This is a genomic window from Nocardia sp. NPDC004573, assembly GCF_053602135.1.
Genome location: NZ_JBSGDA010000012.1, coordinates 80691 through 105770, shown reverse-complemented (window position 1 = coordinate 105770; position 25080 = coordinate 80691). Strand labels below are relative to the sequence as shown.

Genomic DNA, 25080 nt, shown 5'->3' with positions numbered 1-25080 from the left:
CCGCGGTCACGAAAGACGGCTATATCGGTATGCGCTTCTGCAATTGGGTGGCGATCTGCTCGACGGAAGCAGGTGCGATGCGCACTTCGTCGCCCGCTTTGATCAGATATCGCCCGTCTTCGCGGACATCGATCCAGGTGTAGTGGATCGGCGGGGGCGGCGTCGGACGATCGAGCCGCGGTTCGATTCTGATGTGCCCCTCGGCGGTGTGCGGTTCGAGCAGCAGCTTGCGGATTCGCGGCGCCGCCTGTTGCCGCGCAGGCACGGTCTCCTGGTCGCGTACCGCGTCACCCGGCGCGACGCGCGCGGGTTCGCGGCCCGCCGGAGTCTTCGGCAGCAGCGCCGCGATCCGCCGGCCCAATTTGGCACTGTGCCCGATCGAAATACGCACGATTCCACCGAAATCCGGGCTGGTGCCGGGTTCCTGCACCGCGAGCACGGCACGGTCGTAGATGGCCGCGGCCAGCAGACGCAGTTCGCCGCCCGGCCGGTGCGTACCGCCGATCGCCACGATCCTGGTGTGCGGCTTGGCCAGAATACGCAGGCAAGCCGAGAGGTCGGGGTCGGAGCGGAGCGGCAGCCGCTCGGCCAGGACGATGCGCAACTTCTCGGCCTCGTCCTCGGTACGGGGCGTCTCCAGGATGCGCAGCGGGTACGGGTGCCGATCCAGATCCGTTTCGCGCCAGATATGGGCGAACTCGTCCGGAGTGAAGGTCCATTCCACGGCCGAATCACATCCTCACCGAACCCGCCAATGCTGCTCGTAGCCTAGCGGTCCCGGCGCCGGGAGTCCGGATGTACCGCACGGCGACGCTCGGGTGACCGTGCGGGCTTCCCGTATCCAGCCTGGAAAAGGCGGTTCGTGACGGTGTCGCGCTCGACCCTCCCCGCCGATTCTGCTGAAATATCCGAAAGGGTTCGAGATGCGAGGGCGGTAGAACCCCGCACGGCAACAACCGGGTATGGCTGAGATCTGCCGAGGAGGGATTGCGGTGCACACCACGACGTGGCGAGTAGGCGCGGGAACCGTTCTGCTGTTCCTGGCAAGCGGTCTCGTCTGGGCATCCGCTCCCGCGGGCGCGGATCCGGCCGGGTGTTATGTCGATCGCGGTGTCACCGACGCGGCCGCCCTGTGCCACAGCGGTGAAGGGGCGTCGGTGCTGGAAGCGGAATGTCTCGGCTTCTTCCTGCCGTCGGAGCGGTCGGGGCCGGTGTTCGGCTACTACAGCGGGTTCGAATCGCGGCAGACGCCGGTCGGCACACCGATGCGCGTCACCTGTGTGGCCGACGGCGCGGTGGGCATCGCCACTCTCGCGTTCCTCGTCCCCGCGGCGGCTTCGTGACGCTGCCCTACGAAACACGATCGGCTGCTTCGGAATCCGTGGAGGTCAGCTCGGCCGGGCCTCGAGCACGTTGTCCGGGGAAGCCGTCGGCACGATCTTCGTGAGCGTGAATCCGTGCCGGGCGAGGAATTCGCGGTACTCGGCCTCGGTGCGTTCCCGGCCGCCCGCGTTGACCAGCATTTCCAGGTCGATGAACTTACTCGGGTGCGGTGCGGTGTGTTCCGGGACGACGAGTTCGACGATCAGCAGCCGAGCCTCGGGAGCCATGGCCGCACGCACGGTGCGCAGGATGCGCCCCGCGTCGGCTTCGGCCCAGTCGTGCAGGATGTGCTTGAGGATGTAGGCGTCGCCTCCGCCGGGGACACGGTCGAAGAACGACCCGCTCTGCACCGCACAGCGATCGGCGAGGCCGAGTTCGGCGAGTCGAGCGGACGCCGAGGCCACCACCTCCGGCAGGTCGAACAGGATGCCGCGCGATCGCGGCGCGCGGCGCAGGATTTCGGCCAGCAACGTTCCCTCGCCTCCGCCCAAGTCGACCAGGGTCTCGTAGCGCCCGAAATCGTAGGCCGCGAACAACGGTTCCATCGCCAGGGTGCCGATGCTGGTCATCGCGCGGTCGAACAGGTCGCCGAATTCGCGGTCGTGCCGGACGTAGTCGAAGAACGACATCCCCTCGAGTTTCTCGCCCACCGGTTCGCCGGTGCGCACGGCGTCGACCAGATGCGACCAGTGGTTGCGGTGCCCGGGCGACCCGAAGAACAGCACCGCGTCGCGCAGCGACACATCCACGTCGCTGCGCAGCGCTCGCGCCATCGGCGTCAGCGCGTAGCGTCCGTCGCGCCGTTGCGTGAAGATGCCGTAACTGATCAGCAGCCGCAGCAATCGTCGCAGCGCGCCCTCGTCGGCGCCGACCGCCGCCGCGAGGTCCGCACCGGATCGCGGTCCCGCCGCGAGTTCGTCCGCCACGCCGAGCGCCGCGGCGGCGTGGATGGCTTGCGAGATCCATCCGGCCGCGATCAGTTCCATCAGCGCGACGTGCCCCGGCACCAGTTTGCGGAACGCGACGGCCAACGCGCCGCGCACCGACTCGACGGCCCGGATCAGCGGCAGCGGAGGGATTCTCGGTCGGTCGGACGCCACAGCGACTCCATCCGTCGAAGGTCGGCACTCTGCGCTTGTCTAGGAGGGTACGTCGCGACCGGATTCGCTGCGCTGTTTCTCGCGCTCGGCCGCCGTGGCGAGGTAGTCGCCGAGTTCGCGGCGCAGCGTGACGTCCAGCGAGCGGGCCAGCGTGGCGTGCACCGAGGCTACCGCCAGCTCCCGCATCTTGTTCAGCATCGTTGTGGTCTCGGCGATTTCGCCGCTGGTGTCGGGCATCCAGCCGGGGCCGTGCTCGTCGATGATGTGCTGTTTGGCGGCGGTGATCATGATGTGCGTGATGTCATCGATCCGGTCGGCCACCTTGGCGTAGATCTCGATGAGCGTGCGCAGTTCGAGGCCGTACTCGTGCAGCTCGGCGAACGAGGTGAGCAGCTGGGTCTCGGTGAAGACCACCGTGTCGCCCGCCAGCCGGACCAGCTTCATCTCGCGCAGCCGGTCGACCAGCTCGTCGGCGTCGGCGCCGAGAATGGTGCCGATCAGCTCGCGCGGCACCTCGAAGGTCTCGTCCTTGGCCCAGGACGCCGTCACGGCGTGTTGCAGGCCGAGCACCTCGGTGAGGTCCTTGCCGGTCTCCCAGCTGGTGATGAAGTCGGCGATGTGCGCGGTGGTGAAACCGCGCTGCAGCAGCGCGTCGATCAGGCGCAGCCGCTCGAGGTGCGCGTCGTCGTAGATGCTGGCCCGGCCGTCTTTGCCGACCGGCGGCGGCAGCAGACCACGTTCCTGGTAGGCGCGCACGTTGCGGGTGGTGGTGCCCGCGGCGCGCGCGAGGTCATCGATCCGGTACTCCGGCGTCGACCTCACCTCCCTCGCTGCCCAGGGCGCCGATGAACCGGCGGCACGCTGATGGAACTCCCTGCGGACCGAGTCTATCGTCCGCGCCGCCGGCGCCTCGGCACCTAGGAAACCGGCGCCACCCGCTGTCGCCGCTGGTCGGCGGTCTGTTCGACGACGAGGTAGTCGTCGAGATCGACCGCGCGCAGCTGATGGACGTACTGCGTGGCGAAACCCGGGTACATGGTCGCGTTGAAGCCGTCGTCGGTGAGATACCAGCTGCGGCACCCCGAGTTCCAGGTGGTGGCGGAGAGCTTGCGCTGGATGGCGGCGTTGTAGCGGTCCTGCCGATCCCGTCGCACGTCCAGCATGCGCAGGTCCCGGTCCAGGATGACGCCGATCGCGCCGACAAGGTAATCGATCTGGGCTTCCATGTAAACCAGCGCCGAGTTGTGCCCCGGGCCGGAATTGGGTCCGAAGGTGAGGAACAGGTTGGGATATCCGGAGACCGCGACGCTCTTGTACGCGTAAGCCCCGCGCGACCATTCCTCCGCGAGATTCCGGCCGTCGCGCCCGATCACCGGAACGGGTGTCCCGGTCTTGGAGACGTCGAACCCGGTCGCGAAGACGATGCAATCCGCCTGGTGCTCGATGCCTTCGGCGGTGCGGATGCCGTGCTCGGAGATCCGCGCGATCGGCCAGGTGATCAGCTTGCAGTTGTCCCGTTGCAGGGCGGGGTAGTAGTCGTCGGTCATCAGCAGGCGTTTGCAGCCGGCCCGGAAATCCGGGGTGAGCTGGCGGCGCAGCCACGGATCCTTGACCTGCCTGCGCAGCTGTGCCTTGCCGACCAGTTCGACCACCCTGGTCAGCGGCGTGTTCCAGACCACGCCCAGCGCCACCGACTCGTGGCCGTAGAACCAGGCGCGCCGGGCCAGCTGTTCGGCGGCGGGCACCCGGCGGTAGAGCTCCTTGGTCAGGCCGTTGGTCCGCCGGTCGACCCGTGGCAGCACCCAGCCGGGCGTGCGTTGGAACACCTTCACCGAGGCGGCCTTGTCGACCAGTTCCGGAATGATCTGGACCGCGCTGGCCCCGGTGCCGACGACCGCCACGCGCTTGCCGGTGAAGTCGTACTCGTGATCCCACCGGGCGCTGTGGATCTTGTGGCCACGGTAGGTCTCGATCCCGCGGATATCGGGGAAGCTCGCGTTGGCCAGCGGCCCGGATGCCAGCACGACGGCCCGGGCGTGGATCGGCTCCGCGTGACCCTCGACCGAAATCTCCCAGACCCCGGCCTGCTCGTCGAACGCGATGCCGGAAATGTTGTGCCCGAACCGGATGTGCGGACCGAGCCGGAACTCCGCGGCCATCGCCTCGATGTAACCGAGGATCTCGTTGCTGCCGGAATAGGTGCGCGACCAGTTCGGGTTCGGCGCGAAACTGTAGGAGTACAGCCGCGACGGAATGTCGCACGCCGCACCGGGATAGGTGTTGTCGCGCCAGGTGCCGCCGATCGCGGTGCCACGCTCGAAGATCGCGAAGTCGTGGATTCCGCGCTGCTTCAGGCGGATGGCCGTGCCGATACCGGCGAACCCGCCGCCGATGACGGCGACGTCGAGGGTGTGCGTGCTCATCGGGTTCCCTGTCATGCCGCGGGCTCGTAGGTCAGTTCCTTCGACCAGGTCGGGTTGTTGCGCAGCAGCGCCTTCGGCACCAGCCCGGTGATCTTCACCAGCGCGTCGGCGACCAGGTGATAGGGGTGGCCGCGGTCGATCACCCAGCTGCCGTGCATCTTGACGATCTGGTACATCGGCAGCCTGCGGGCGAAGTCGCTGCGCTCGCCGACGTTCGCGTACCGTTTCAGTGCGCCGTAGAGCTTCTCCTCGTCCACGCCCATCGCCACGATGTTGTCGCGCATCTTGTTCAGCAGCGGCACATAACTCAGCACGCCGATGATCAGCGACGGCTTGGCCCAGCCGCCGACCAGGTCGATGAGCAGTTTGCGCATCTCGGCGTGCCCGAGCAGATCCATCACGGCGAAATCGACCGCCAGGTGCCGGGATTCGTCGGAGTTGATCTTCTTGAACGCCTCCTGGCAGACCGGATCCTCGATCTCGTCCATGATGAACTTGATCAGCGCGCCGTCCAGCGCGACCTCCAGCATCGGGATGACGGTGCCCAAGAACGACAGCGACATGTCGTCGGAGTACTTGTCCAGGAAGTCGATCACCAGCTTGACGTTCACGTTCGGCTGCGGGATCTCGTCGCCGTCGAGCATGCCCCACCGGCGCATCAGCGCCAGCTCGGCGTTGGCGTGCTTCTGCTCCTCGGCGTGGAAGTAGCGGTAGATCTCGCGCAACGTCTCGTTCGGCGCCTTCTTCGCCATCGCCGCGAAGCCGCGCGCGCCGACGTTCTCGATCCACATCAGATCGGCCATGAACGGCTTGAGCTTGGCGTGCAGTTCGGGCGTGATCGTCTCCGCGCCGGGCGCGTCCCAGTCGATGTCGGCCAGCGCCCACTGGCGGTCCTTGATCTTGCGGAGCATGTCGTCGAAGTCCATCGCGATGGCGGCCATGTCAGACTCCTGTCTTGTCGGTGACCGGCGTGCGGTCGGTGGCGGTCGAGTGGTCCTGGGGCAGCAGCCGCTCCAGGAGCCCGAGGACGAAGGTGTATTGCGCCGGGAAACACCGCTTGAGCAGCCAGACGGCGTGCGCGTCCAGTTGGGGGAGCACGTAGAGTTGCCCGCGGTCGTGCGCGTCGAGGGCTGTGCGCGCGACGCGCTCGGGGGAGAAGCCGGTCCAGCGCATGAGGAAGTCGGCCAGCTGCGCCGATCCCTCGGTGATCCGGCCGTCGCGGGCGACGTTCGTGCGGACGAACGTCGGGCACAGCACGGTGACCGCGACGCCGGTGCCGCTCAATTCGGCGGCCATGGTCTCCGACAGCGACAGCACGCCCGCCTTGGACACGTTGTAGGCGGCCATCGACGGCGCGGCGGCGAATCCCGCGGCCGAGGCGACGTTGATGATCCCGCCGCGGCCTGCCGCGCGCAGGCGCGGGGCGAAGACTTCACAGCCGTGCACCACGCCCCACAGGTTGATGCCCAGCGCCCACTGCCAGTCGTCGAAGCCGATGCGCCCCACGGGTTTTCCGCCGATGCCGACGCCCGCGTTGTTGATCACCAGGCTGACCGGGCGGTCGAACAGCGTCTCGGCGAAGCGGGCGAGCAGCTCCACGTCCTCCCGTTGCGCCACGTCGCAGCGGAAGGCGTGGGCGGCCCCCGGGTGGTCGTGTTCGATGCGGGCGACCGTTTCGTCGGCGCGCGCCTCATCGATGTCGGCGCAGATCACCCGGCCGCCACGGGCCGCGATCTCCAGCGCGAACGCGCGGCCGATGCCGCTGCCCGCGCCGGTGACCACGGCTCGCGCGCCGTGCGTGCGGCGGGTGCGGCCCAGGGCCGCCAGCTTGTCCAATCCGAACATCTCAGCTCACCTTTTCCGTGCCGGAGGTAGCGACCAGCGCCGCGCGCAGGAAGTCGGCGGCACGGGCGAGGGCCTGATCGGCCTCGGGCACCACCAGGGGAAGGGCTTGGAAAACGTGCAGTTGCCCCGGCCAGATCTCGAGCTCGCAACTGCCGCCGGCACGCCGGACCATCTCGCACAGTGCCTGCGCGTCGGCGCCGAGCATCTCGGTGCCGCCGACCTGCACCAGGATCGGCGGCAGCGGCAGACCCGGCGGGACGGCCAGCCGCAGGCGCGCCGCGTCGGCCGGGCGGCCGCTGGTGTAGGCCGCGGGCAGCCTGCGTGCGGCGGCCGCCGAGATCAGGGGATCGGTCCGGACGCGTTCCCGCTCGGCCGCCAAGCCCAGGGTCAGGTCCAGCAGCGGGGAGAACATCGCCACGGCCGCGGGTTGCGGGCGCCGCTGCCGTCCGTTCTCGACGAGCAGATCGAGAGCGAGATGCCCGCCCGCGGAGTCGCAGGCGATCACCAGGTCGTCCGCGGCGATGCCCCGGCCGAGCAGCCATCGATAGCCCGCCTCGACGTCGTCGGCCGCGGCCGGGAACCGGTGTTCGGGCGCGAGGCGATAGTCGGTGAGGAAGACCGGGAGCCCGGTCTTCGCCGACAGCCGGGCCGCGAGAGCGCGATGCGTGCGAGCCGAGCAGATCACGTACCCGCTGCCGTGGATGTAGTAGACGGCCCGCGCCCCGAACGGCACGCCCGCCGCCCGCACCCATTCGCCGCGCACCGCCCCCGATCGGACCTGGGTTACCGAAGTGCCGGGCGGAACCGGACCGCCTACGGCCATCAGCGTCGCGATGAGCTTGCGCGCGAACCAGACGCCCGGCGCGTTCATCGGCACCGCGCAGTTCAGCGGACGCAGCGTGAGCCTGGTGGCCGCCGCAGCCACGGTGGCGCGGGTGGATGGCGCGGCCGGAACGCGAGGGACCGAGGTCCTCGTTGACCTTGTCATGCGCTAAGAATCAGTCATGAATGTGCCAGTTGTCAATGGCACATTGTGAGAAGGCTTTTATTCCCGTCGGGGTTACTGTGTCGTGTGGCGACGTTGGACGACGACGCGATCGCGGCGGCGACAGTCGGCGAACCGCAGCCCTATGGGGTCAGGGTGGTTGTCGAGGAGTGCAACCCCGCGTGGCCGAACTGGTACGCCGAAGAAGAAACCGTGATACGTGCGGCGCTCGGCGACGTGGCCCTGCGGATCGAGCACACGGGGTCCACGTCGGTTCCCGGCCTCGCGGCCAAGGCGCTGATCGACATTCTGCTGTTGGTCCCGGAGGCCGCCGATGAGGCTGCCTATCTACCGGCTCTCGAGGCAGCCGGGTATGTCTTGCGTGTCCGGCAACCGGGCTGGTATCAGCATCGCTGTCTGGTTCGCCGGGTGGGCGATGGTGCGCCGTGGGATGTGAATCTGCACGTGCTCTCGCCGGAATCGGGCGCGCCGGAGATCGAGCGGATCCTGGCGTTCCGCGACTGGCTGCGCACCCACGAGGATGACCGGGTGTACTACGAGCGGGTCAAACGTGAACTGGCGCAGCGCGACTGGCAATCCGTGCAGCACTATGCCAACGCCAAGAGCGCGGTCATCGAGGAAATCCTCGGACGAGCGCTGCCCGGCTGATGTCGGCCAGGTAGGGGCACCGATTTCGCCACCGACGCAGTACATTGCGGAGTGCTTACTCGCACTAGGGGGCACGCTCGCGCAGCGGCAGGAGGGCGGGATCGCGCTCACTGCACCACGGCGCTGGTGGATCCGGTGGAAGGCTCGAATTCATTGTGGCCCGGCGGATTCAGTACCCGAGGGCGGGATCGATCGGTGCGAGCAGCGGGCGGCCCGCGATGAAACGCTCGACGTTCGCTTCGACGTGATCGGCGAACGCCGCCAGCCGCAGCTGCGGTGGATTCGAATCGTGCGGAGTGACAATGGCATTCGGCAGTGACCAGAGCGGGTGACCCGCCGGGAGCGGCTCGGGATCGGTGACGTCCAGGCCCGCGCCCCCGATCGCGCCGGAGCTCAGCGCGGCCACCAGGGCGTCGGTATCGATGAGGCTGCCGCGCGCGACGTTGACGATCCACGAGGACGGCTTCAGTCGCGCCAGTTCGTCCGCGCCGATGAGATGCCTGGTGGCGGGCGTCGCGGGCGCGGCGACCACCACGTGATCGGTGTGCGGCCAGATCCGGCCGAGATGCTCGGCGGGGACCGTCTCGACCGACGAGGGAATACCGGGGCCGGTGACCGGACGCCCGCTGCGGTTCACCGCGATGATATGCGCGCCGAGCGGGACCAGCATCGGGATCAGCGCGCGGCCGATGCCGCCCGCGCCGACGATCGTCACCGTCTTGCCGCGCAGCGAGCCGATGTGCGGAAAGAAGTCCTGTTGCCGCCAGTCCGACGCGCGCAGGTGCTCGGGCAGATACCGGACACCCGCGAGCAGCAGCATGAGCGCGTGCTCGGCGACGCTCGCCGCGAAAGCCCCTGCGGCGGAAGTGAACCGCACGGCGGGATGCCTGGCGATGACACCCGCGGTGAACCAGTCCTCGATACCGGCGGCCGAAAGCTGCACCCACTCCACCCCGGCAGGCAGTTCGTCCGGGAACTCGTCGACCCCGCCGACCCAGATCAGTCCGCGCGCCTCGTCGAGATCGGCGACGGTGGCGCCCGCCTCCACCACGGCCTTCTCCACCAGGGTGGGCGCAGGCTCGGTGGGGCCGATCGCGATCGTCACTGCCGGTCGGTTCATGGATGGACCTCCTTCGGAGCAGTAGGACGTGGTCGCGAGCGGGTGGACGTTGCGACCGTAGCACCGCCGGGCGTGCGCAGACCGATCGCCGGTGGCCGTGCGTCGCGGCGCTAGGCCTCGCCGCGCTCCTCGTCGAGCTCCACGTCCACCTTGTCCCGCTCGGCCCACTCCAGGAGAGGATCCAGGTGGAACACCGCGTCATCCATGCCCGCGTGCAGATCGCCGAGTTCGGCGAAGCGAGCGGGCACGGAGGCCATGGTGAAGTCGCGCGGATCGATGTCGGGAATCTCGTCCCAGCGTACCGGTGTGGAGACCGTGGCGGTGGGGACGCCGCGCACCGAGTAGGCGGCGGCGATGGTGTGATCGCGTGCGTTCTGGTTGTAGTCGACGAACAGCAGCTTCGGGTCGCGGTCGCGGCGCCACCAGGTGGTGGTCACGTCATCGGGCGCGCGGCGCTCGACCTCGCGTGCGAACGCGAGCGCCGCCCGGCGCACCTCCTGGAAACCCCATTGCGGCGCGATCCGTACGTACACGTGCAGACCATTGCCGCCGGAGGTCTTCGGCCACCCCACCGCGCCGAGTTCGTCGAGGACTTCGCGCACCACCGCGGCGACCCGCCGCACGCGCGACCACGGGCAGTCCGGCATCGGATCGAGGTCGATGCGCCACTCGTCGGGACGCTCGGTGTCGGCGGCGCGCGAATTCCACGGATGGAACTCGACCGTCGACATCTGCACCGCCCAGATGACGTCGGCGAGTTTCTCGACGCACAACTCGTCGGCGTGCCTGCCGTAGCGTGGGAAGTACACGCGCACAGTCGGAATCCAGTCCGGCGCGCCCGCGGGAAGCCGCTTCTGATGCACCTTGCCGCCCGCGAGTCCTTTGGGAAACCGGTGCAGCATGCAGGGCCGATCGCGCAGCGCGTTGACGATGCCGTCCCCGACGCTCAGGTAGTACTGCACCAGATCGAGCTTGGTCGCGCCGGACTCGGGGAAGTAGACGCGGTCCGGGTTGGAGACGCGGATCGTATGGTCGCCGACCTCGAGCTCGATCGCCGACCCGGTGGATTTGCTGGCCACGGCTCGACTGTAGTGGGCGAGCCGACGGAAATCCGGCCACGAACTTCCGGTCCGCCGGTTCCGATGCCCCGGACGAGTTCCCGGTAGCGCATCGCTCTGGTATGCATACGCGTATGAGCAGGGCGACGCGCGTGACCGTCACGTTGGATCCGCAGGTGGCCGAGTGGGCCAGGCAGGCCGCCGATCGCCAGAACCGCAGCCTGTCGGCGGTGATCAACGCCGCGCTGCGCACCACGCTCGTGCACGAGAGCCTGACCGCGCTGACCATCGACGAGGAAGCCGAACTGGCCGCCGCCTACGACGACCTCCGCCTCGGCCAAGCCGCCGAAGACGACGCCGCATGAGACGCGGCGAGGTCTGGCGCTACGCCCCGACGCTCAGCGACGGCACACCCTTCCCGCGACGCATGACGGTCGTGCTGGTATCCGATTCGGCGGTGATCACCTCGCGCTCCCGCTGGCTGCAGGTCGTCCCGCTGCGCGACGCCGACCCCGGCCACGTGCTGGCCACCCACACCGAGCACGGCTGGGCCGACACCATGAAACTGCACCGCGCCTACCGCCCCTGGCTCACCGAACACCTCGGCGTGCTCACCCAGGCCGAGACGGAATCCCTCGATGCGCGCCTGCGAGCGACGCTCAGTCTTTAGTGCAGCCCTGCGGCGCTGCGTGCTCGCGGCCCCCTTGTGGCTCGCGTGTGCGCGGCCACTGCTTGCTCCTTCGTCCCGGACGCGGCGCCCGCGCCCGGGGCCTGGGGGCGGAACGAACGTCGGTGAACGCTCGACGAGTCGGATTCCTCCGGTGGCTCGAGGATGCGCTTCGTTAAGGCGCGCTCAGCTTCCGCTCGGCTGGTTCGGCAGTGCACGCGTCACTGCCGAACTCGGCGCCGTTCGTGCGCGGCTGAGCCGACTTCACGGCTGCTCATCGAACGGCCGTGCCGCCTCCGCCGGACAGGCTGCTGATCGCGCAGACCAGCGCCACGAACGGATCGGTGATACCACCACAGCTTCCTGCGACCGACACGGCCGGTGCGGGCGATTGCGGTTCGAGCGGCAACGGCGCCGCGGCGGCCGCCCCGGCACCGGTCAGGGTTGCGGCACCGACCAGGGCGGCGGCAAATCCACGTGCTGCGAACATTCGAACTCCTCGCGTATCGGCTAGACGGCCGAACCTAATCGGCAGGCCCTCGCCACGCATGACCCGAATTGTGTTGCCCTCGAATCGGGTGGTGTCTTTTTGGTTCAGGTCAAGCTGGATCGGTCGTGGCTGGGTGCGCTGGCGTAGCGTTCGGTGTCAATTCAGTCGGGGTAGGCCGGCGTCGGTGGTTCGGAACCCGCAGATGTCGCGATGGAAGCTGGTGAGGTGTGGTTCGTAGTCGACGTGCTCTGCCGGCGTCGGACGGTCGGACTCGCTTCGCTCGAAACGGGCGGGCTTGGTGCGTTGTCGTCGAGTTGTGGGCACGGTTCGCGGGTCGGAGCGGCTGACTTCTCGGGCCCGCACGAGCTCGATACGCGATACGGGACGGTTGGGGCCGCCGGGCTATCCCGGCGTCGAGGAACCGGCCCGGGTCCTTCGATCGTCATCGACTGCTGGCGCAGGTGGCCGACCGGCTCGGGGCCGCCGGGCCTCGTCGCTAAGTCGGCGTCGCCAGCGCGAAGGGCAGGATGGCGTCGGCGCCGGCTGCTCGGAGGGCGTGGGCGGCGACGGTGAAGGTCCAGCCGGTGTCGGTGATGGCGTCCACCAGCAGGATCGGGCCTTGTACCTGGGTGAGGTCGGGGACCTCCCAGGAGTCGAACAGTCCGGATACGCGATGGGCGGAGTTGGCCGCCGAGACGGGCGGGCGGCCGGGGCGGGTGCGCAGGGTGCCGAGGTCGTGCAGGTGACCGACTTCGGCGAGCCGGGCGGCGAGAGTGGCGGTGAGCACGGGGTGGCGCGGGGATTCCAGCGCGAGCACCGACGTGGGACGGGCGGCCCAATCCCATTCGCGCAGGACGGCGACGCAGGCGTCGAAGACCGCGTCGGGCACCGGGTCGTCCGGGCCGTCGAGCAGCGTCCGCAGGCGCTGCCCCCAGCCGAGGTCGGTCAGCCTGCCCAGGACGCGGCCGGTCTCGGCGCCACCGATGATCTTGCCGGACAACGGGACACCGAGTTTGGCCATGCCGGTGGGCCACTGCTTACGCGGAGCGAGATCGATGCCGGGACGGTCGAGCCGGGCCTTGGTCGCGGCGACCGCGTCGGCGGCGACGGTGCGGTCCGGGCGGCTGCCGGTGCAATTGTCGCAACGGCCGCAGCCGGGCGCAGCCGACGCGGCGGCGGACAGCCCCGGGTCGTCGAGCTGGCGACGGAGGAATTCCATGCGGCAATCGGCGGTCGACTGGTAGTCGATCATGGCCTGCTGTTCGGCCTCGCGGGCGATCGACAGCCGCTCGTAGCGCTCGGTGTCGTAAGTCCACGGCCGGCCGGTGGCGATCCAGCCGCCGCGCACCCGGCGCACCGCACCGTCCACGTCGAGCACTTTCAGCACCATCTCCAACCGCGAGCGATTCAGCTCCACCAACGGCTCCAGCGCCGCGGTGGACAGCGCCCGCTCGGAGTCCAGCGCGTCGAGCACCGCGCGCACGATGTGCTCGCGTGGGAAGGCGACCGAGGCGAAGTAACTCCAGATCCGCGCGTCCTCGGGGCCGGGAAGCAGGATCACCTCGGCCCGGTCGGTGCCGCGCCCGGCCCGTCCCACCTGTTGGTAGTAGGCGATGGGGGAGGACGGCGCACCGACGTGCACCACGAACCCCAGATCGGGTTTGTCGAAGCCCATGCCCAGCGCGGAGGTGGCGATGAGCGCCTTGACCTGGTTGTCCAGCAACGCCGCCTCCAGCGCCTCGCGCTCGGCCGGGTCGGTCTGCCCGGTGTAGGCGGCGACGGTGTGGCCGTGCGCGGTCAGCACGTCGGCCAGGTCGTGCGCGGCGGCGACGGTGAGCGTGTAGACGATGCCTGAGCCGGGCAGCCGGCGCAGGTGATCGCTGAGCCAGGCAGTGCGTTCCACGGCGTCGTCGAAGCGGACCACCGACAAGTGCAGCGACTCGCGATCCAGCGTGCCGCGCAGCACCAAGGTGTCGGTGCCGATCTGGGTGGCGACATCGGTGACCACCCGGTCGTTGGCGGTCGCGGTGGTGGCGAGCACCGGGACGTCCGAGCCGAGGTCGGCGATCAGCGTACGGATGCGCCGGTAATCGGGCCGGAAATCGTGGCCCCAGTCCGAGACGCAGTGCGCTTCGTCGATCACGACCAGCCCGGCATCGGCGGCGAGCCGGGGCAGCACCTGATCGCGGAAGTCCGGGTTGTTCAACCGCTCCGGACTGACCAGCAGCACGTCCACCGCACCCGCGGCGACGCCGGCGTGGATCTCGTCCCACTCGGTGACATTGCCCGAGTTGATGGTGGCCGCGACCACCCCCGCGCGCTGCGCCGCGGCCACCTGGTTGCGCATCAGCGCCAGCAGCGGCGACACGATCACGGTGGGCCCGCGCCCGGCCCGGCGCAACAGTTTGGCGGCGATGAAGTACACCGCCGACTTGCCCCAACCGGTGCGCTGCACGACCAGCGCCCGGCGCCGCCGTACGACGAGCGCCTCGATCGCGGTCCACTGGTCCTCGCGCAGCCGAGCGTTCGCCCCGGCCAGTTCGCGCAGCAGCTGTTCGGCGTGCTCGCGCAGGTCGGGGGCCGTGAGGTCGATCGGAGACGCGCCGGTGGCCGTGGTCATGCGCTCCATCGTGCCCGACGACACCGACAGGTGACGTCGCGGCCGACCGCCGACCGCCGACCGCCGACCGCCGACCGCCGACCGCCGACCGCCGACCGCCGACCGACCGCCGCAGACCGCCGCCGACTGCGTCAGCCGCGTGCCGCGCCGTCCGGCCACACGATCTCGACCGGCACGTTCCGCTGCCGGGCGAGGGCGACCACCGATCCGGTGCCGCCGCGTTGCCCGGCCGCGCCGTCCCATATCGCGATCAGCTGGTCAGACGAGGCCAGCATCGCCTCGTTCGCCGCCTCGTAGGCTTCGCTTCCCGCCTCGTCGAAGTCCATCACCCGCACCGCCGTCGCGCGCTCGACGAGTTCGTCGAACAGGCCGACGTGGTCGGGCCGCACTTGTGCCTCCCGGTAGTTCCGCGACGGCAACACCACTTCCAGCCGCCCGCCCGCGTCAAGGACCGCCTTGGCGAACACCGAGTCGGCGCCACGGGCGAGGCAGCTGACGCCGACCAGCTCCGCGGCTGCGTACGGGGCGAGAAGTGCACCGATCGCGGTGTAGACCAAGGGCTCGGTGGTCGGCGTGACGTTCGTATGCCCGGTGACCCCGATGCGCACCATGCAGGTTTCTCCTATGCCGTCGTCACCGGCGGCCGTATCCGACTCGCAGCTCGATCCCGAGTTTCACATACGCACAGGTCAGCTTTGCCTGCGGTCGCCGCGCCTGACTCGTCGCCTCCACGGCGGCTGTGCTCAGCTGGATCGCGCGGTCGCCGCCGCCAGCTCGACCAAGCGGACGCGGACCAGGTCCGGTCGCTCCTCGATGATGAAGTGGCCGCAGTCCGGGACGAGCTCCAGCCGGTAGTCGTCGGCGCGGGCGGTCTCCGCGGAAGCGAGCGACGGATGGATCGCCGCGTCCTCGACGCCGAACAGGGTCAGGATCGGCACTTGCGCTCGGCGTCGTTCGCCGCGCCCGGCCGACCGGGGTACTTCGCGCAGCAGGAAGGTCCGGTAGGTGTCGGTCGCCGTGCGGGCGCAGACGGGGTCGCGAAAACGGTCGGCGTAGGCCCGGGTCACTTCCGGGCCGAACGCCGCGCGATCGCGCACGCCGCGGGTGAAGACGAGTTGCTCCAGGAAGCGAGTACGCCGGTGCAGGTACCCGCCGAACGCGGCGACGGCAGGTTGATAGAGCAGGAACCGCCACGCGTGCGGGAGAAATCGGCGCGGGGTCTGCCACGGGTGGGCGATGTTGAGCGCCAGCAGGGCATCGAATCGCTCCGGTGCACGCAGGACCAGCAGGTGCGCGATATAGCCGCCCCAGTCGTGGCCGACCAGCAAGACGCGGTCGAGTCCGAGCGCGTCCAGCAATGCGAGCACGTCGGAGGCGACGTCGTCCTTGGCCCATCGGTGCGGAGCGGGGCCGGACCAGCCGTAGCCGGGCAGGTCGGGGGCGATGATCCGCAACCCGTCCGGCGGGTCGGCGAGCAGGTGACGGTAGGCGTAGTGATGCTCGGGCCAGCCGTGCAGCACCAGCACCGGGCGTCCGTCCGCCGGACCCGCCTCGGTGACGTGGAAACGCACACCGCGGGCGGACACCTCCGACCGTCGTACGCCGGGAATCTCCGGTGGGCCCGCCGCCGGGTCGGAATCCGGAGCGGGCGCGAAGAAGGAGGGCCGCCAGGGCATATCCGATCGTATCGAGGAAACCGCCGGGAGAGCCAGACCACCGGGAACGGGTGCGTCCAATCCGGCGCTCGACCGAGCGGGCGCCGTCACCGTCACGGGAACCGAGCCGGGCCTGCCAGGACCGAGTGTTCGGGGGCAGGCACCGGTGTCCGTGGGAGCTGTTCGGCGCCACATCGCAGCCGCGCCGACCGCGACATCGCGCCGGGCGAGCGGATCGCCCGGCGCGCGGTCGGATGCGCCGATCAGCCCTTGACGCAGAGCACCTGCCGCAGCGTCGCGACCACATCGACCAGGTCGCGCTGCGCCTCGATGACCTCGTCGATGTCCTTGTACGCGGCCGGGATCTCGTCCACCACGCCCGCGTCCTTGCGTGACTCCACACCCTCGGTCTGGGCGATGAGATCGGCGACGGTGAACTGCTTCTTGGCCGCGTTGCGACTCATCCGCCGTCCCGCGCCGTGCGAGGCGGACTGGAACGACGCCGAATTGCCCTTGCCGCGCACGACATAGGAGCGGGTACCCATGGAGCCGGGGATCAGCGCGAGATCGCCTGCGCCCGCGCGCACGGCGCCCTTCCTGGTCACCAGCATCGGCACGCCGTCGATGACTTCCTCCGCCACATAGTTGTGGTGGCAGCTTATGGGCTGCTCGAAACGCACACCGCGCTCGGTGAACTCGGCGGCGACCGCGCGGCAGACCAGGGCGAGCATCACCGCGCGGTTGCGCGCCGCGTACTCCTGCGCCCAGGTGAGGTCACGCCGGTAGGCCTCCATCTCCGGCGTGCCGGAGACGAAGACCGCCAGGTCGCGGTCGGGCAGATCGACGTTGTGCGGCAGCCCGCGCGCGATCGCCATGTGCCGCTCGGCGAGTTCCTTGCCGATGTTGCGGCTGCCGGAGTGCAGCAAGATCCACACGTGGTCGTCCTGGTCGAGGCAGACCTCGATGAAGTGGTTTCCGCCGCCGAGCGTGCCCATCTGCTTGTGCGCCTTGGACTCCCGAGACTGTACCCGGTCGTCCAACGCCCCGAACGACCCCCAGAAACGGTCCCAGCCCGCCCGCAGCGTCGCGGTGCTCGCGCCGAGCCCGGCGACCTGGTGGCCGAGCCGGATGACGTCGACGGCGTCGCGATGTGCCTGGAAGCCCACCGGCACCGCTGCCTCGATGCGCGACCGCAGCGAACGCAGGTTGTCGGGTAGATCCGCCGCGGTGAGGTCGGTGCGCACGCTCTCCATGCCGCAGCCGATGTCCACGCCCACCGCGGCGGGCGACACCGCGTCCCGCATCGCGATCACCGAGCCGACCGTGGCCCCCTTGCCGAGGTGCACGTCCGGCATCACGCGGACGCCGTGGACCCATTTCAGCGCGGCGATATTGCGCAGCTGCTGGAGCGCGGCCTGCTCGACCTCGTGCTCGTGGGCCCACATCAGCGTCTGCGCCCGGGTGCCGCGCAGCTCGACGGGAAACATGGTTCCGATCCTTCCGTTGGTCTTCCACATCAACGGTAGGGACCGGCGGCACCCGGCGCACCCGAATATCCGACCGACCGGGATGGTGGATCAGCGAACGGCGGTCTCGAACCGCGCCCGGTAGGCGCGCTCGGCGTTTCCATGCGCGATGGCGCCGACCAGCGTTTCGGCGTCGGCGGTGGTGATCGCGTCGTCGGCGATCCACTCGTCGATCAGCTTGCCGAGGCCGCGCCGCCAGAGCAGCGCGCCGAGGTAGTGCAGTTCCGGCAGCCCGTAGCCGTCCGAGGAGTAGCACAGCGCACGGAACGGGGCGAGTTCGAGCGTCTCGGCGAGCACGACCCCGGCCCGCTGTCCCACGTAGGGGATGGTCAGGCCGAGATCGAGGTGGACGTGGTCGAAGACGTGCGCGAGATAGGCGGCGTGGCGGTGGAACGGCCAGCAGTGCAGCAGCATCACCGACAGGCCGGTGCCCGCGGTCCGGCGCAGGAAGTCGGTGAGCAGCAGCGGGTCGCCGTGCCGGAGGCGCAGATCCGGATCACCGAACCCGGTGTGGAATTGCAGGGGGAGACCGAGTTCGGCGCCGATCCGCGCGCCGAGCCCGACCAGCCAGCCGAGGAACTGCGGATCGGTGAGCCGGTGTTCGGGCGCGAAACTGGTCGGCGGGTGATCCCGCAGCGGGAAGTCCAGACCGCACCGGTAGGCGACGATCGTCTTGAGCCCGACGGCGCCCGCGGCCCGCGCCCGCACCTCCGCCTCGATGTGCTCGTACACCCCGGACACCGCGCCGACCTGGGCGATGACCCGCTCGGCCACCGCTTCGAGCCGCACCACCTCGCGCACGTCGCCCTCCACCAGGGCGGCGAAATCGGCCGTGCCTCCCCCGATTCCGGTGTCCAGGCACCATCGGGTCACCCCGGTCGCGCGCAACAGCCGCGCCGCGACCTCGCGCCCGCCGAGGCTCGCCCGATGCCGGAGGTAGACATCCGGGCCGACGTGGGCGGGCAGGTCGAGCGCGGGCGCGCACCAGCGGCGCACGGCGAGCCCGATCGCGGAATCGAAATTGCCGTGAGCGCCCTCACCGAGCAGGCGCTCGAAGCCGCGACGGTCCAGATTCGCGGTGTCCACGCCGTGGCAGTGGTGGTCGGTGAGCCGGACACCGTCGGTGAGCATGTCAGAACCGCCGGCGCGTCAGGGCGACGAGTTCTTCGGCGCTCGAGCCGGCGTACCGCTGCGCTTCCGCGCGGCGCACGGTCAGCAGCGCGTCGTGCAGTTCGACGCCCATGGCGTCGGCGAGCACCTCGGACGCGGCGAGGTGGTCGGCGGCTTCGGCCGGCGTGGTGGGGAGGCGGCGCACATCCGCCATCATGCGTGCTTCGGCGTCGAAATTCGCGGGGTCACCGGTGATCTCCGCCGGAAGACGTAACCGTTCTGCGACACCGGCGAGCCCGGCGGCGATGACCGACCCCACGATCAGGTACGGATTGCCGGTCGCGTCGAAGCACTTGATCTCGGCGTTGGCCGCCCACCCCTCGGTGCCGTGCACCCCGGTGACGAACCGCAACGCGGCCTCTCTGGTCTCGCGTCCCCAGCACTGCCAGACCCCGGCCCAGCGCGACGGCGCCAACCGCAGGAAGCTCGCCGGATTGCCCGCGCCGACCGCGACCAGCGCGGGCAGTTCCCGCAGCACTCCCGCCAGGAACGCCGCACCGATCGGTCGCATGCCGTGCGGACCGTCGCCGCCCGCGAACAGCGGGCCGTCGTCGTCGGTCACCGACAGGTGCAGGTGCGCACCGGACCCGGCGCCGTCCGGCTCGATGCACGGGGCCAGCACCGCCCGCATGCCGTGCCGTGCGCTCACCTGACGGATCGTGTGCCGGACCAGAACGGCATCGTCCGCGGCGGCGACCGGTTCGGACGGTTCGACCGACAGTTCCAGTTGCCCGAGCGCGTATTCCGGGTGGAATTGCGCGACGGCGATCCCTTGCCGCTCCAGCGCCGCGACCAGGTCGGCGGCGTAGTCGGCGACCTGCCCGAGCCGCACCAGGCCGTAGGCGGGGCCGTCGATCGCCGGGGTGAAGCCGTCGACGTCGTCGGCGCGCCCGACCGCCCATTCGGTCTCGAAGGCCATGGCCAACCGCAGCCCCGCCGCCCGCGCCGCCGCGGTCTGGCGGGCCGCGAAGTGGCGCTGACAGGCGACGAAACGGCTTCCGTCCTGGGTGTATTTGTCCGTGGGCGCCCACGCCCAGCCGGGCTGACAGGCCAATTCGGTCAGCCTGGACAGATCCGGGATGAGCCGCAGATCGCCGTCGGGGCCGCCGAGATAGCGCCCGACCGCCATCAGGTCGTCGAAGGCGAAGGTCTCGAAGCACGGCGACACCCCGACGCCGTACCTGGCCGCCGAGCCCAGCCGCTGCGTCGGGACGGCTTTCACGCGCGTGATACCCGCGTTGTCCACGAAGCTCAGCGCGACCATGGACGCGTCCAGCCCTTGGATGTGCGCGGTGTCGCTATCGGCGGGAATGCGCTCCGGCGTAGCCATGCCCATCACGATATCGCCGCTACTCCGCGACCAGAGCGGCGGTGATCTCCTCGCGTGCCGGAATCGAGCTGCTCGCGCCCAACCGGGTCGTCGCCAGTGCTCCTGCCGCACAAGCCCAGGTCAGCGCCCACTCGGGGCCGCGATGCCAGGCGGCGGCCAGCGCACCGGTGAAGGCGTCGCCCGCGCCGGTGGTGTCGACGACGTCCACCCGCGGGCTCGGCCGGGACAGGCGGGCGCCGCCCGGCCCGCGATAGTCCGCGCCCGCCGCCCCACGGGTGACGACCACGTGCGCGACGGCGTCGAGGTCCGCGCCCAGTTGCTCCGCCTCGCCCGAATTCACCACGGCCACATCGACATCGGTCCACAGGTCGGCGGGCAAGGGGCGCGCCGGTGAGGGATTCAACAGCACCGTCGTGTCGTTGGCGTGTGCGTGGCGCGCCGCGGCGGCGACCGTTTCGACTGGAATCTCCAACTGGCACACCAGGATATCGGCCGCCGCGATGGCCGCGAGATCGTCGTCGGTCAGCTCGGTCATCCGGGAGTTGGCGCCCCCGACCACGATGATGCTGTTCTCGCCGTCGTCGTCCACCACGATCGTGGCGATGCCGCTCGGCCCGGCGACGGTGCGCAGCCGGTCGGCCGACACCGCCGCATCCGTGAGCGCGCCGCGCAGTTCGGCGGCGAAGACGTCGTCGCCGACCGCCCCGAGAAAGCGCACCGCACCCCCCGCCCGCTGCGCCGCGATGGCTTGATTGGCGCCCTTTCCGCCCGGCACCATGGCGAAGCCGCTGCCGAGGACCGTCTCGCCGGGGACCGGCCTGCGTGCGGTCGTGGTCACCAAGTCCATGTTGATGCTGCCGAGCACCACGATCGCGGGAGCGTCCGGTTCGACCGTCATATCGCCGGACGGTAGTCGCCCGGCGCGAGTCGCGCACGCGTCGTGAGTGCCCGTCACAGCGGGTGGAATCGGCGTTGTGCCCGGTGCGTAGGCTGTACCCATGACGGTAGGAACGACCACCCAGCCGGATGTCCGCGAGGTGGTGCACGAGGCCGCCCGCAAGGCCAGGGTCGCGTCGCGGGCACTCGCCCAGCTGACGACCGCGCAGAAGAACGACGCCCTGCACGCCGCGGCCGACGCGCTGCTGGCCGCCGCCGACCGGGTGCTGGCCGCCAACGCCGAGGACATCGCCGCGGCGCAGGCCGCGGGCATCGAGGAGTCGCTGCTGGACCGGCTGCGGCTGACCGAGCCGCGCATCGACGGCATCGCCTCGGGGCTGCGTCAGGTGGCCGGGCTGCCCGACCCGGTCGGTGTCGTGGTGCGCGGCTCGACCCTGCCCAACGGCTTGGAGATCCGGCAGGTGCGCGTGCCGCTCGGCGTGGTCGGCATGGTGTATGAGGCCCGGCCGAACGTCACCGTCGACGCGTTCGGGCTCGCGCTCAAGTCCGGTAACGCCGCCCTGCTGCGCGGCTCGTCCTCGGCGGCCCGGTCGAACGCCGCGCTCGTCGCGGTGCTGCGCGAAGCGCTTGCCGCGCAGGACATCCCGGCCGATGCCGTGCAGTTGCTGCCGAGCGAGGACCGTTCCAGCGTCACCCATCTGATCCAGGCCCGTGGCCTGGTCGACGTGGTCATTCCACGCGGTGGCGCCGGGTTGATCAACGCGGTCGTGCGCGACGCGCGGGTGCCCACCATCGAGACCGGCACCGGCAACTGCCACGTCTACGTGCACGCCGCCGCCGATCTGGAGATGGCCGAGCGGATCCTGATCAACGCCAAGACCCGTCGTCCGAGCGTGTGCAATGCCGCCGAGACCGTCCTGATCGACGCCGCGATCGCCGAGACCGCGCTGCCCCGGCTGACCGCGGCGCTGGAGCGCTCCGGCGTCACCATCCACGGTGACCTGCCCGGCCAGGTTCCGGCCACCGACGCCGACTGGGGCGAGGAGTACCTCACCCTGGACATCGCGCTCAAGGTGGTCGACGACCTGGACGCGGCCATCGAGCACATCAACACCTGGGGCACCGGCCACACCGAGGCCATCGTCACCGGCGACCTCGCCGCCGCGCGCGAGTTCACCGGCCGGGTCGATGCCGCCGCCGTGATGGTGAACGCCTCCACCGCGTTCACCGACGGCGAGCAGTTCGGCTTCGGCGCCGAGATCGGCATCTCCACCCAGAAGCTGCATGCGCGCGGTCCGATGGCGCTGCCGGAGCTGACCTCCACGAAGTGGATCGTCTGGGGCGAAGGACAGATCCGGCCGGTCTGACCCACGTGCGCGGCGGTCGCGGGCGACGCCGAGTCGGCGTCGGCGCAGCGCTGCCGTAGCGTGGGGGACGGTTCGGAAGGAAGGTGCCGGGTGGTGTCGGAGAGCGCAGTACAGGAGCCGATCTTCGCGTCGGTGGACGACGTGATCGAACGGTTGGCGAGCACGGGCTACCTGGCGGACAAGGCCACCGCCACCTCGGTGTTCCTCGCCGATCGCCTCGGTAAGCCGCTGCTGATCGAGGGGCCTGCGGGGGTGGGCAAGACCGAACTCGCCCGCGCGGTCGCGCAGACCTCGGGTGCGGAGCTGGTGCGGTTGCAGTGCTACGAGGGCGTCGACGAGGCCCGCGCGCTGTACGAGTGGAACCACGCCAAGCAGATCCTGCGCATCCAGGCCTCCAGCGAGAACGACTGGGAAGAGACGAAGGCCGACGTCTTCACCGAGGAGTTCCTGCTGTCGCGCCCGCTGCTGACCGCGATCCGGCGCGCCGATCCCACCGTGCTGCTGATCGACGAGACCGACAAGGCCGACGTCGAGATCGAGGGTTTGCTGCTCGAGGTGCTCAGCGATTTCGCGGTGACGGTGCCGGAGCTGGGCACGATCACTGCCAGCCGCAAACCGTTCGTGGTGCTCACCTCGAACGCCACCCGCGAGCTGTCCGAGGCGCTCAAGCGCCGCTGCCTGTACCTGCACCTGGATTTCCCGGACGAGGAGCTGGAGCGGCGCATCCTGGCCAGCCGGGTGCCCGAGCTGTCGGCGGCGGTCGCCGCGCAGCTGGTGCGGATCGTGCACGTACTGCGCGGCATGCAGCTGAAGAAGCTGCCCTCGGTCGCGGAATCGATCGACTGGGGCCGCACCCTGCTGGCGCTGGGCTTGCGGGATCTGGACGACACGACGGTGCGCGCCACCCTCGGCGTCGTCCTCAAACACCAGAGCGACCACCAGCGCGCGCTGGCCGAACTGAAGCTGGCCTGAGCCATGGCGACCGGGTCGGTCCCCGCGGAGATCGCGTCCCTGAGCGCGCCGCACGGTATCCCCGGGCATCTGGTCGGATTCGTCGAGGCGCTGCGGGCGCGCGGCATACCGGTCGGGCCGTCGGAAACGGTGGACGCGGGCCGGGTGATGACCGTGCTCGACCTGATGGACCGTGAGGTCCTACGCGAAGGGCTGGCCTGTGCGCTGCTGCGGCGCACCACCCATCGCGCCACCTTCGACGGGCTGTTCGACCTGTGGTTCCCGGTCGCCGTCGGGGAACGCGCCACCGTCCGGGACGAGATCGAGATTCCGCACACGCCCACGGGTGACGTGGACATCCCGGCGCTGCGCGAACTGCTCGCGCAACTGCTGGCGCAGGAGTCGGCGACGCCGCAGCTGGAGGCGCTGGCCGCGCAGCTGGTCGAACAACTCGGCCAGTACCAGTCCGCCCGCGGCCCGTCCTTCTCGTCCTATCAGGCGCTGAAGGAGGTCCAGCCGCAGACGCTACTGGCGCGCATCCTCGCGGGTATGGCCCTCGGACCGGACGCGAGCGAGTTCCACGCGGAGATCGCCCGCCGCACCGTTCGGCAGCGCATCACCGGTTTCCGCGCGACCGTCGAGGCCGAGACCAGGCGGCGGGTCGCCGAGCGGATCGGCCGGGAACGCGTCGCGACCTACGGCGTCGCCCGCCAAGCCGAGGAGGTCGACTTCCTGCGCGCCTCCGAAGCCGAACTCGCCGAACTCAAGCGCAGTACCCAGCGGTTGGCCCGGATCCTCGCCGCCCGCTTGGCGGCGCGACGCAGGCACGCGCGCCGCGGCGCCATCGATCTGCGCCGCACGTTGCGCGCGTCCATGTCCACCGGCGGGGTGCCCATCGATCTGGTGAACCGCAAACCGCGGCCGGGGCGACCCGAGTTGGTGCTGCTGTGCGACGTCTCCGGGTCGGTGGCCGGCTTCAGCAACTTCACGCTGTTGCTGGTGAGCGCGCTGCGCGAACAGTTCTCCCGGGTGCGCATCTTCGCGTTCGTCGACCAGATCGACGAGGTGACCAGGTTCTTCGATCCGCACACCCAGCTGGATCGGTCGATGGCCCGGATCTTCGGCGAGGCGAGCGTCGTCGGCCTGGACGGGCACTCCGACTACGGCAACGCGCTGGCCGGATTCGCGCGGAACTATCCGGATGCCGTCACCAGCCGCAGCTCGCTGTTGATTCTCGGCGACGCCCGCACCAACTACCGCGATCCCGAACTGAACACGTTGCGGTCGCTGGTCGAGGTCGCCAAACACGCGCACTGGCTCAACCCGGAACCGCGCAACCAATGGGGTTCCGGCGATTCCGCCGCGGACAGATATCGCGACGTGATCGAGATGCACGAATGCCGCTCGGCCAGACAGCTCACCGCGGTCGTGTCCCGGCTGCTGCCGGTGTAGGAAGACGAGCATGGACGACGCCGCGTTGCTGAGTTATTGCCTGTCCAAGCCGGGCGCCTGGCAGGACGAGCCGTGGGAAGGCGACGTCGTCGCCAAGGTGGGGGACAAGATCTTCGCCTTCCTCGGGGCGACGTCGGTCGGCCTGAAGTGCGGACGCACTCGCGAGGAGGCCGACGAGCTGGTCCGGGTGTACCCGGACGACGTGGCGGCCTCCGCCTACATCGGGCGGTACGGCTGGAACGTCGTCCAGCTGGGCGGCGCCGTTGCGGACGACGAAGTCCGCGAGCTGGTCGACCTCTCGTACGAGGCCGTCGTGCGCAAGCTGCCGAAGAGCAAACGCCCGACCATGTGACTGAAAAGGGTTCGTTAAGC

The 25080-nt window shown here is 70.0% G+C and carries 25 protein-coding genes; 8 read left to right on the top strand and 17 right to left on the bottom strand.

What is annotated here, in order from left to right; translation table 11 throughout:
• Positions 1-19: 19 nt before the first annotated feature.
• On the bottom strand, positions 20-724 hold the full coding sequence (locus tag ACWEKR_RS20235) for an ESX secretion-associated protein EspG (protein ID WP_452355782.1): 705 nt from the start codon (positions 722-724) through the stop codon (positions 20-22).
• 268 nt (positions 725-992) lie between these two features.
• On the opposite strand from ACWEKR_RS20235, the gene ACWEKR_RS20230 reads away from it, so the two are divergent.
• Positions 993-1343, top strand: coding sequence for a hypothetical protein (locus ACWEKR_RS20230; protein WP_452355781.1), 351 nt, complete (start codon positions 993-995; stop codon positions 1341-1343).
• A gap of 45 nt (positions 1344-1388) precedes the next feature.
• Here the strand turns inward: ACWEKR_RS20230 and ACWEKR_RS20225 are convergent, their stop codons facing one another.
• The 6 genes from ACWEKR_RS20225 to ACWEKR_RS20200 all read right to left on the bottom strand — a co-directional run bounded on the left by ACWEKR_RS20225 (position 1389) and on the right by ACWEKR_RS20200 (position 7739).
• Entirely contained in the window at positions 1389-2483 is a 1095-nt protein-coding gene (locus ACWEKR_RS20225; RefSeq protein ID WP_452355780.1) for a methyltransferase, read from the bottom strand.
• Between the two features lie 39 nt (positions 2484-2522).
• A complete protein-coding gene (locus tag ACWEKR_RS20220; protein ID WP_452355779.1) occupies positions 2523-3305 on the bottom strand; it encodes a MerR family transcriptional regulator in 783 nt (260 codons plus the stop codon).
• Between the two features lie 95 nt (positions 3306-3400).
• The gene (locus ACWEKR_RS20215) at positions 3401-4906 is read right to left on the bottom strand and encodes a flavin-containing monooxygenase (RefSeq protein WP_452355778.1); all 1506 of its coding nucleotides are present in this window, start codon (positions 4904-4906) and stop codon (positions 3401-3403) included.
• A gap of 11 nt (positions 4907-4917) precedes the next feature.
• Complete coding sequence (locus ACWEKR_RS20210) at positions 4918-5838, bottom strand: ferritin-like domain-containing protein (protein WP_195087287.1); 921 nt, start codon at positions 5836-5838, stop codon at positions 4918-4920.
• A gap of 10 nt (positions 5839-5848) precedes the next feature.
• Positions 5849-6751 carry an SDR family NAD(P)-dependent oxidoreductase gene (locus tag ACWEKR_RS20205; RefSeq protein WP_452355777.1) on the bottom strand — a complete coding sequence of 301 codons (903 nt, stop codon included), beginning with the start codon at positions 6749-6751 and terminating at the stop codon, positions 5849-5851.
• Between the two features lies 1 nt (position 6752).
• Positions 6753-7739, bottom strand: coding sequence for an alpha/beta hydrolase (locus ACWEKR_RS20200; protein WP_452355776.1), 987 nt, complete (start codon positions 7737-7739; stop codon positions 6753-6755).
• An 84-nt stretch (positions 7740-7823) separates the two neighbouring features.
• Here ACWEKR_RS20200 and ACWEKR_RS20195 point away from each other — a divergent pair, with 84 nt between their 5' ends.
• On the top strand, positions 7824-8405 hold the full coding sequence (locus tag ACWEKR_RS20195) for a GrpB family protein (protein WP_452355775.1): 582 nt from the start codon (positions 7824-7826) through the stop codon (positions 8403-8405).
• Positions 8406-8574: 169 nt separating this feature from the next.
• Here the strand turns inward: ACWEKR_RS20195 and ACWEKR_RS20190 are convergent, their stop codons facing one another.
• Positions 8575-9525, bottom strand: a complete 951-nt coding sequence (locus ACWEKR_RS20190; protein ID WP_452355774.1) for a D-isomer specific 2-hydroxyacid dehydrogenase family protein — start codon at positions 9523-9525, stop codon at positions 8575-8577.
• A gap of 110 nt (positions 9526-9635) precedes the next feature.
• Complete coding sequence (ligD, locus tag ACWEKR_RS20185) at positions 9636-10604, bottom strand: non-homologous end-joining DNA ligase (RefSeq protein ID WP_452355773.1); 969 nt, start codon at positions 10602-10604, stop codon at positions 9636-9638.
• 113 nt (positions 10605-10717) lie between these two features.
• Between ligD and ACWEKR_RS20180 the strand changes: the two genes are divergently transcribed.
• Together ACWEKR_RS20180 and ACWEKR_RS20175 are read left to right on the top strand one after the other, a co-directional pair.
• Positions 10718-10948, top strand: a complete 231-nt coding sequence (locus tag ACWEKR_RS20180) for a hypothetical protein (RefSeq protein ID WP_452355772.1) — start codon at positions 10718-10720, stop codon at positions 10946-10948.
• The gene (locus ACWEKR_RS20175) at positions 10945-11253 is read left to right on the top strand and encodes a hypothetical protein (RefSeq protein WP_236567094.1); all 309 of its coding nucleotides are present in this window, start codon (positions 10945-10947) and stop codon (positions 11251-11253) included. Before ACWEKR_RS20180 ends, ACWEKR_RS20175 begins: the two co-directional genes overlap by 4 nt.
• A 271-nt stretch (positions 11254-11524) precedes the next feature.
• Here ACWEKR_RS20175 and ACWEKR_RS20170 read toward each other — a convergent pair whose 3' ends face one another.
• The 8 genes from ACWEKR_RS20170 to ACWEKR_RS20135 all read right to left on the bottom strand — a co-directional run bounded on the left by ACWEKR_RS20170 (position 11525) and on the right by ACWEKR_RS20135 (position 20939).
• Positions 11525-11740, bottom strand: coding sequence for a hypothetical protein (locus ACWEKR_RS20170; protein WP_281874928.1), 216 nt, complete (start codon positions 11738-11740; stop codon positions 11525-11527).
• 496 nt (positions 11741-12236) lie between these two features.
• Entirely contained in the window at positions 12237-14360 is a 2124-nt protein-coding gene (locus ACWEKR_RS20165) for a DEAD/DEAH box helicase (protein WP_452355771.1), read from the bottom strand.
• 131 nt (positions 14361-14491) lie between these two features.
• Positions 14492-14971 (bottom strand): hypothetical protein, encoded by a 480-nt coding sequence (locus ACWEKR_RS20160; RefSeq protein WP_452355770.1) that lies wholly within the window; start codon positions 14969-14971, stop codon positions 14492-14494.
• A 132-nt stretch (positions 14972-15103) separates the two neighbouring features.
• The gene (locus tag ACWEKR_RS20155) at positions 15104-16036 is read right to left on the bottom strand and encodes an alpha/beta fold hydrolase (RefSeq protein ID WP_452355769.1); all 933 of its coding nucleotides are present in this window, start codon (positions 16034-16036) and stop codon (positions 15104-15106) included.
• Between the two features lie 242 nt (positions 16037-16278).
• On the bottom strand, positions 16279-17502 hold the full coding sequence (locus ACWEKR_RS20150) for an RtcB family protein (RefSeq protein ID WP_452355768.1): 1224 nt from the start codon (positions 17500-17502) through the stop codon (positions 16279-16281).
• 90 nt (positions 17503-17592) lie between these two features.
• Entirely contained in the window at positions 17593-18672 is a 1080-nt protein-coding gene (locus ACWEKR_RS20145; protein WP_452355767.1) for an amidohydrolase family protein, read from the bottom strand.
• A 1-nt stretch (position 18673) separates the two neighbouring features.
• A complete protein-coding gene (locus tag ACWEKR_RS20140; protein WP_452355766.1) occupies positions 18674-20041 on the bottom strand; it encodes a glutamine synthetase in 1368 nt (455 codons plus the stop codon).
• A 19-nt stretch (positions 20042-20060) separates the two neighbouring features.
• Positions 20061-20939, bottom strand: a complete 879-nt coding sequence (locus ACWEKR_RS20135) for a ribokinase (protein ID WP_452355765.1) — start codon at positions 20937-20939, stop codon at positions 20061-20063.
• Positions 20940-21039: 100 nt separating this feature from the next.
• Here ACWEKR_RS20135 and ACWEKR_RS20130 point away from each other — a divergent pair, with 100 nt between their 5' ends.
• The 4 genes from ACWEKR_RS20130 to ACWEKR_RS20115 all read left to right on the top strand — a co-directional run bounded on the left by ACWEKR_RS20130 (position 21040) and on the right by ACWEKR_RS20115 (position 25060).
• Positions 21040-22305, top strand: coding sequence for a glutamate-5-semialdehyde dehydrogenase (locus ACWEKR_RS20130; protein ID WP_452355764.1), 1266 nt, complete (start codon positions 21040-21042; stop codon positions 22303-22305).
• A gap of 90 nt (positions 22306-22395) precedes the next feature.
• Positions 22396-23277, top strand: coding sequence for an AAA family ATPase (locus ACWEKR_RS20125; protein WP_159845261.1), 882 nt, complete (start codon positions 22396-22398; stop codon positions 23275-23277).
• 3 nt (positions 23278-23280) lie between these two features.
• A complete protein-coding gene (locus ACWEKR_RS20120; protein ID WP_452355763.1) occupies positions 23281-24708 on the top strand; it encodes a vWA domain-containing protein in 1428 nt (475 codons plus the stop codon).
• A 10-nt stretch (positions 24709-24718) separates the two neighbouring features.
• Positions 24719-25060, top strand: coding sequence for an MmcQ/YjbR family DNA-binding protein (locus ACWEKR_RS20115; RefSeq protein WP_452355762.1), 342 nt, complete (start codon positions 24719-24721; stop codon positions 25058-25060).
• The last annotated feature ends 20 nt before the right edge of the window (positions 25061-25080 follow it).

Coding starts and splice junctions, on each gene's coding strand:
- ACWEKR_RS20160 (WP_452355770.1), bottom strand. CDS start 14,971: ATGGTGCGCATCGGGGTCACCGGGCATACGAACGTCACGCCGACCACC.
- ACWEKR_RS20200 (WP_452355776.1), bottom strand. CDS start 7,739: ATGACAAGGTCAACGAGGACCTCGGTCCCTCGCGTTCCGGCCGCGCCA.
- ACWEKR_RS20175 (WP_236567094.1), top strand. CDS start 10,945: ATGAGACGCGGCGAGGTCTGGCGCTACGCCCCGACGCTCAGCGACGGC.
- ACWEKR_RS20165 (WP_452355771.1), bottom strand. CDS start 14,360: ATGACCACGGCCACCGGCGCGTCTCCGATCGACCTCACGGCCCCCGAC.
- ACWEKR_RS20170 (WP_281874928.1), bottom strand. CDS start 11,740: ATGTTCGCAGCACGTGGATTTGCCGCCGCCCTGGTCGGTGCCGCAACC.
- ACWEKR_RS20205 (WP_452355777.1), bottom strand. CDS start 6,751: ATGTTCGGATTGGACAAGCTGGCGGCCCTGGGCCGCACCCGCCGCACG.
- ACWEKR_RS20135 (WP_452355765.1), bottom strand. CDS start 20,939: ATGACGGTCGAACCGGACGCTCCCGCGATCGTGGTGCTCGGCAGCATC.
- ACWEKR_RS20120 (WP_452355763.1), top strand. CDS start 23,281: ATGGCGACCGGGTCGGTCCCCGCGGAGATCGCGTCCCTGAGCGCGCCG.
- ACWEKR_RS20215 (WP_452355778.1), bottom strand. CDS start 4,906: ATGAGCACGCACACCCTCGACGTCGCCGTCATCGGCGGCGGGTTCGCC.
- ACWEKR_RS20155 (WP_452355769.1), bottom strand. CDS start 16,036: ATGCCCTGGCGGCCCTCCTTCTTCGCGCCCGCTCCGGATTCCGACCCG.
- ACWEKR_RS20130 (WP_452355764.1), top strand. CDS start 21,040: ATGACGGTAGGAACGACCACCCAGCCGGATGTCCGCGAGGTGGTGCAC.
- ACWEKR_RS20190 (WP_452355774.1), bottom strand. CDS start 9,525: ATGAACCGACCGGCAGTGACGATCGCGATCGGCCCCACCGAGCCTGCG.
- ACWEKR_RS20150 (WP_452355768.1), bottom strand. CDS start 17,502: ATGTTTCCCGTCGAGCTGCGCGGCACCCGGGCGCAGACGCTGATGTGG.
- ACWEKR_RS20115 (WP_452355762.1), top strand. CDS start 24,719: ATGGACGACGCCGCGTTGCTGAGTTATTGCCTGTCCAAGCCGGGCGCC.
- ACWEKR_RS20140 (WP_452355766.1), bottom strand. CDS start 20,041: ATGGCTACGCCGGAGCGCATTCCCGCCGATAGCGACACCGCGCACATC.
- ACWEKR_RS20145 (WP_452355767.1), bottom strand. CDS start 18,672: ATGCTCACCGACGGTGTCCGGCTCACCGACCACCACTGCCACGGCGTG.
- ACWEKR_RS20180 (WP_452355772.1), top strand. CDS start 10,718: ATGAGCAGGGCGACGCGCGTGACCGTCACGTTGGATCCGCAGGTGGCC.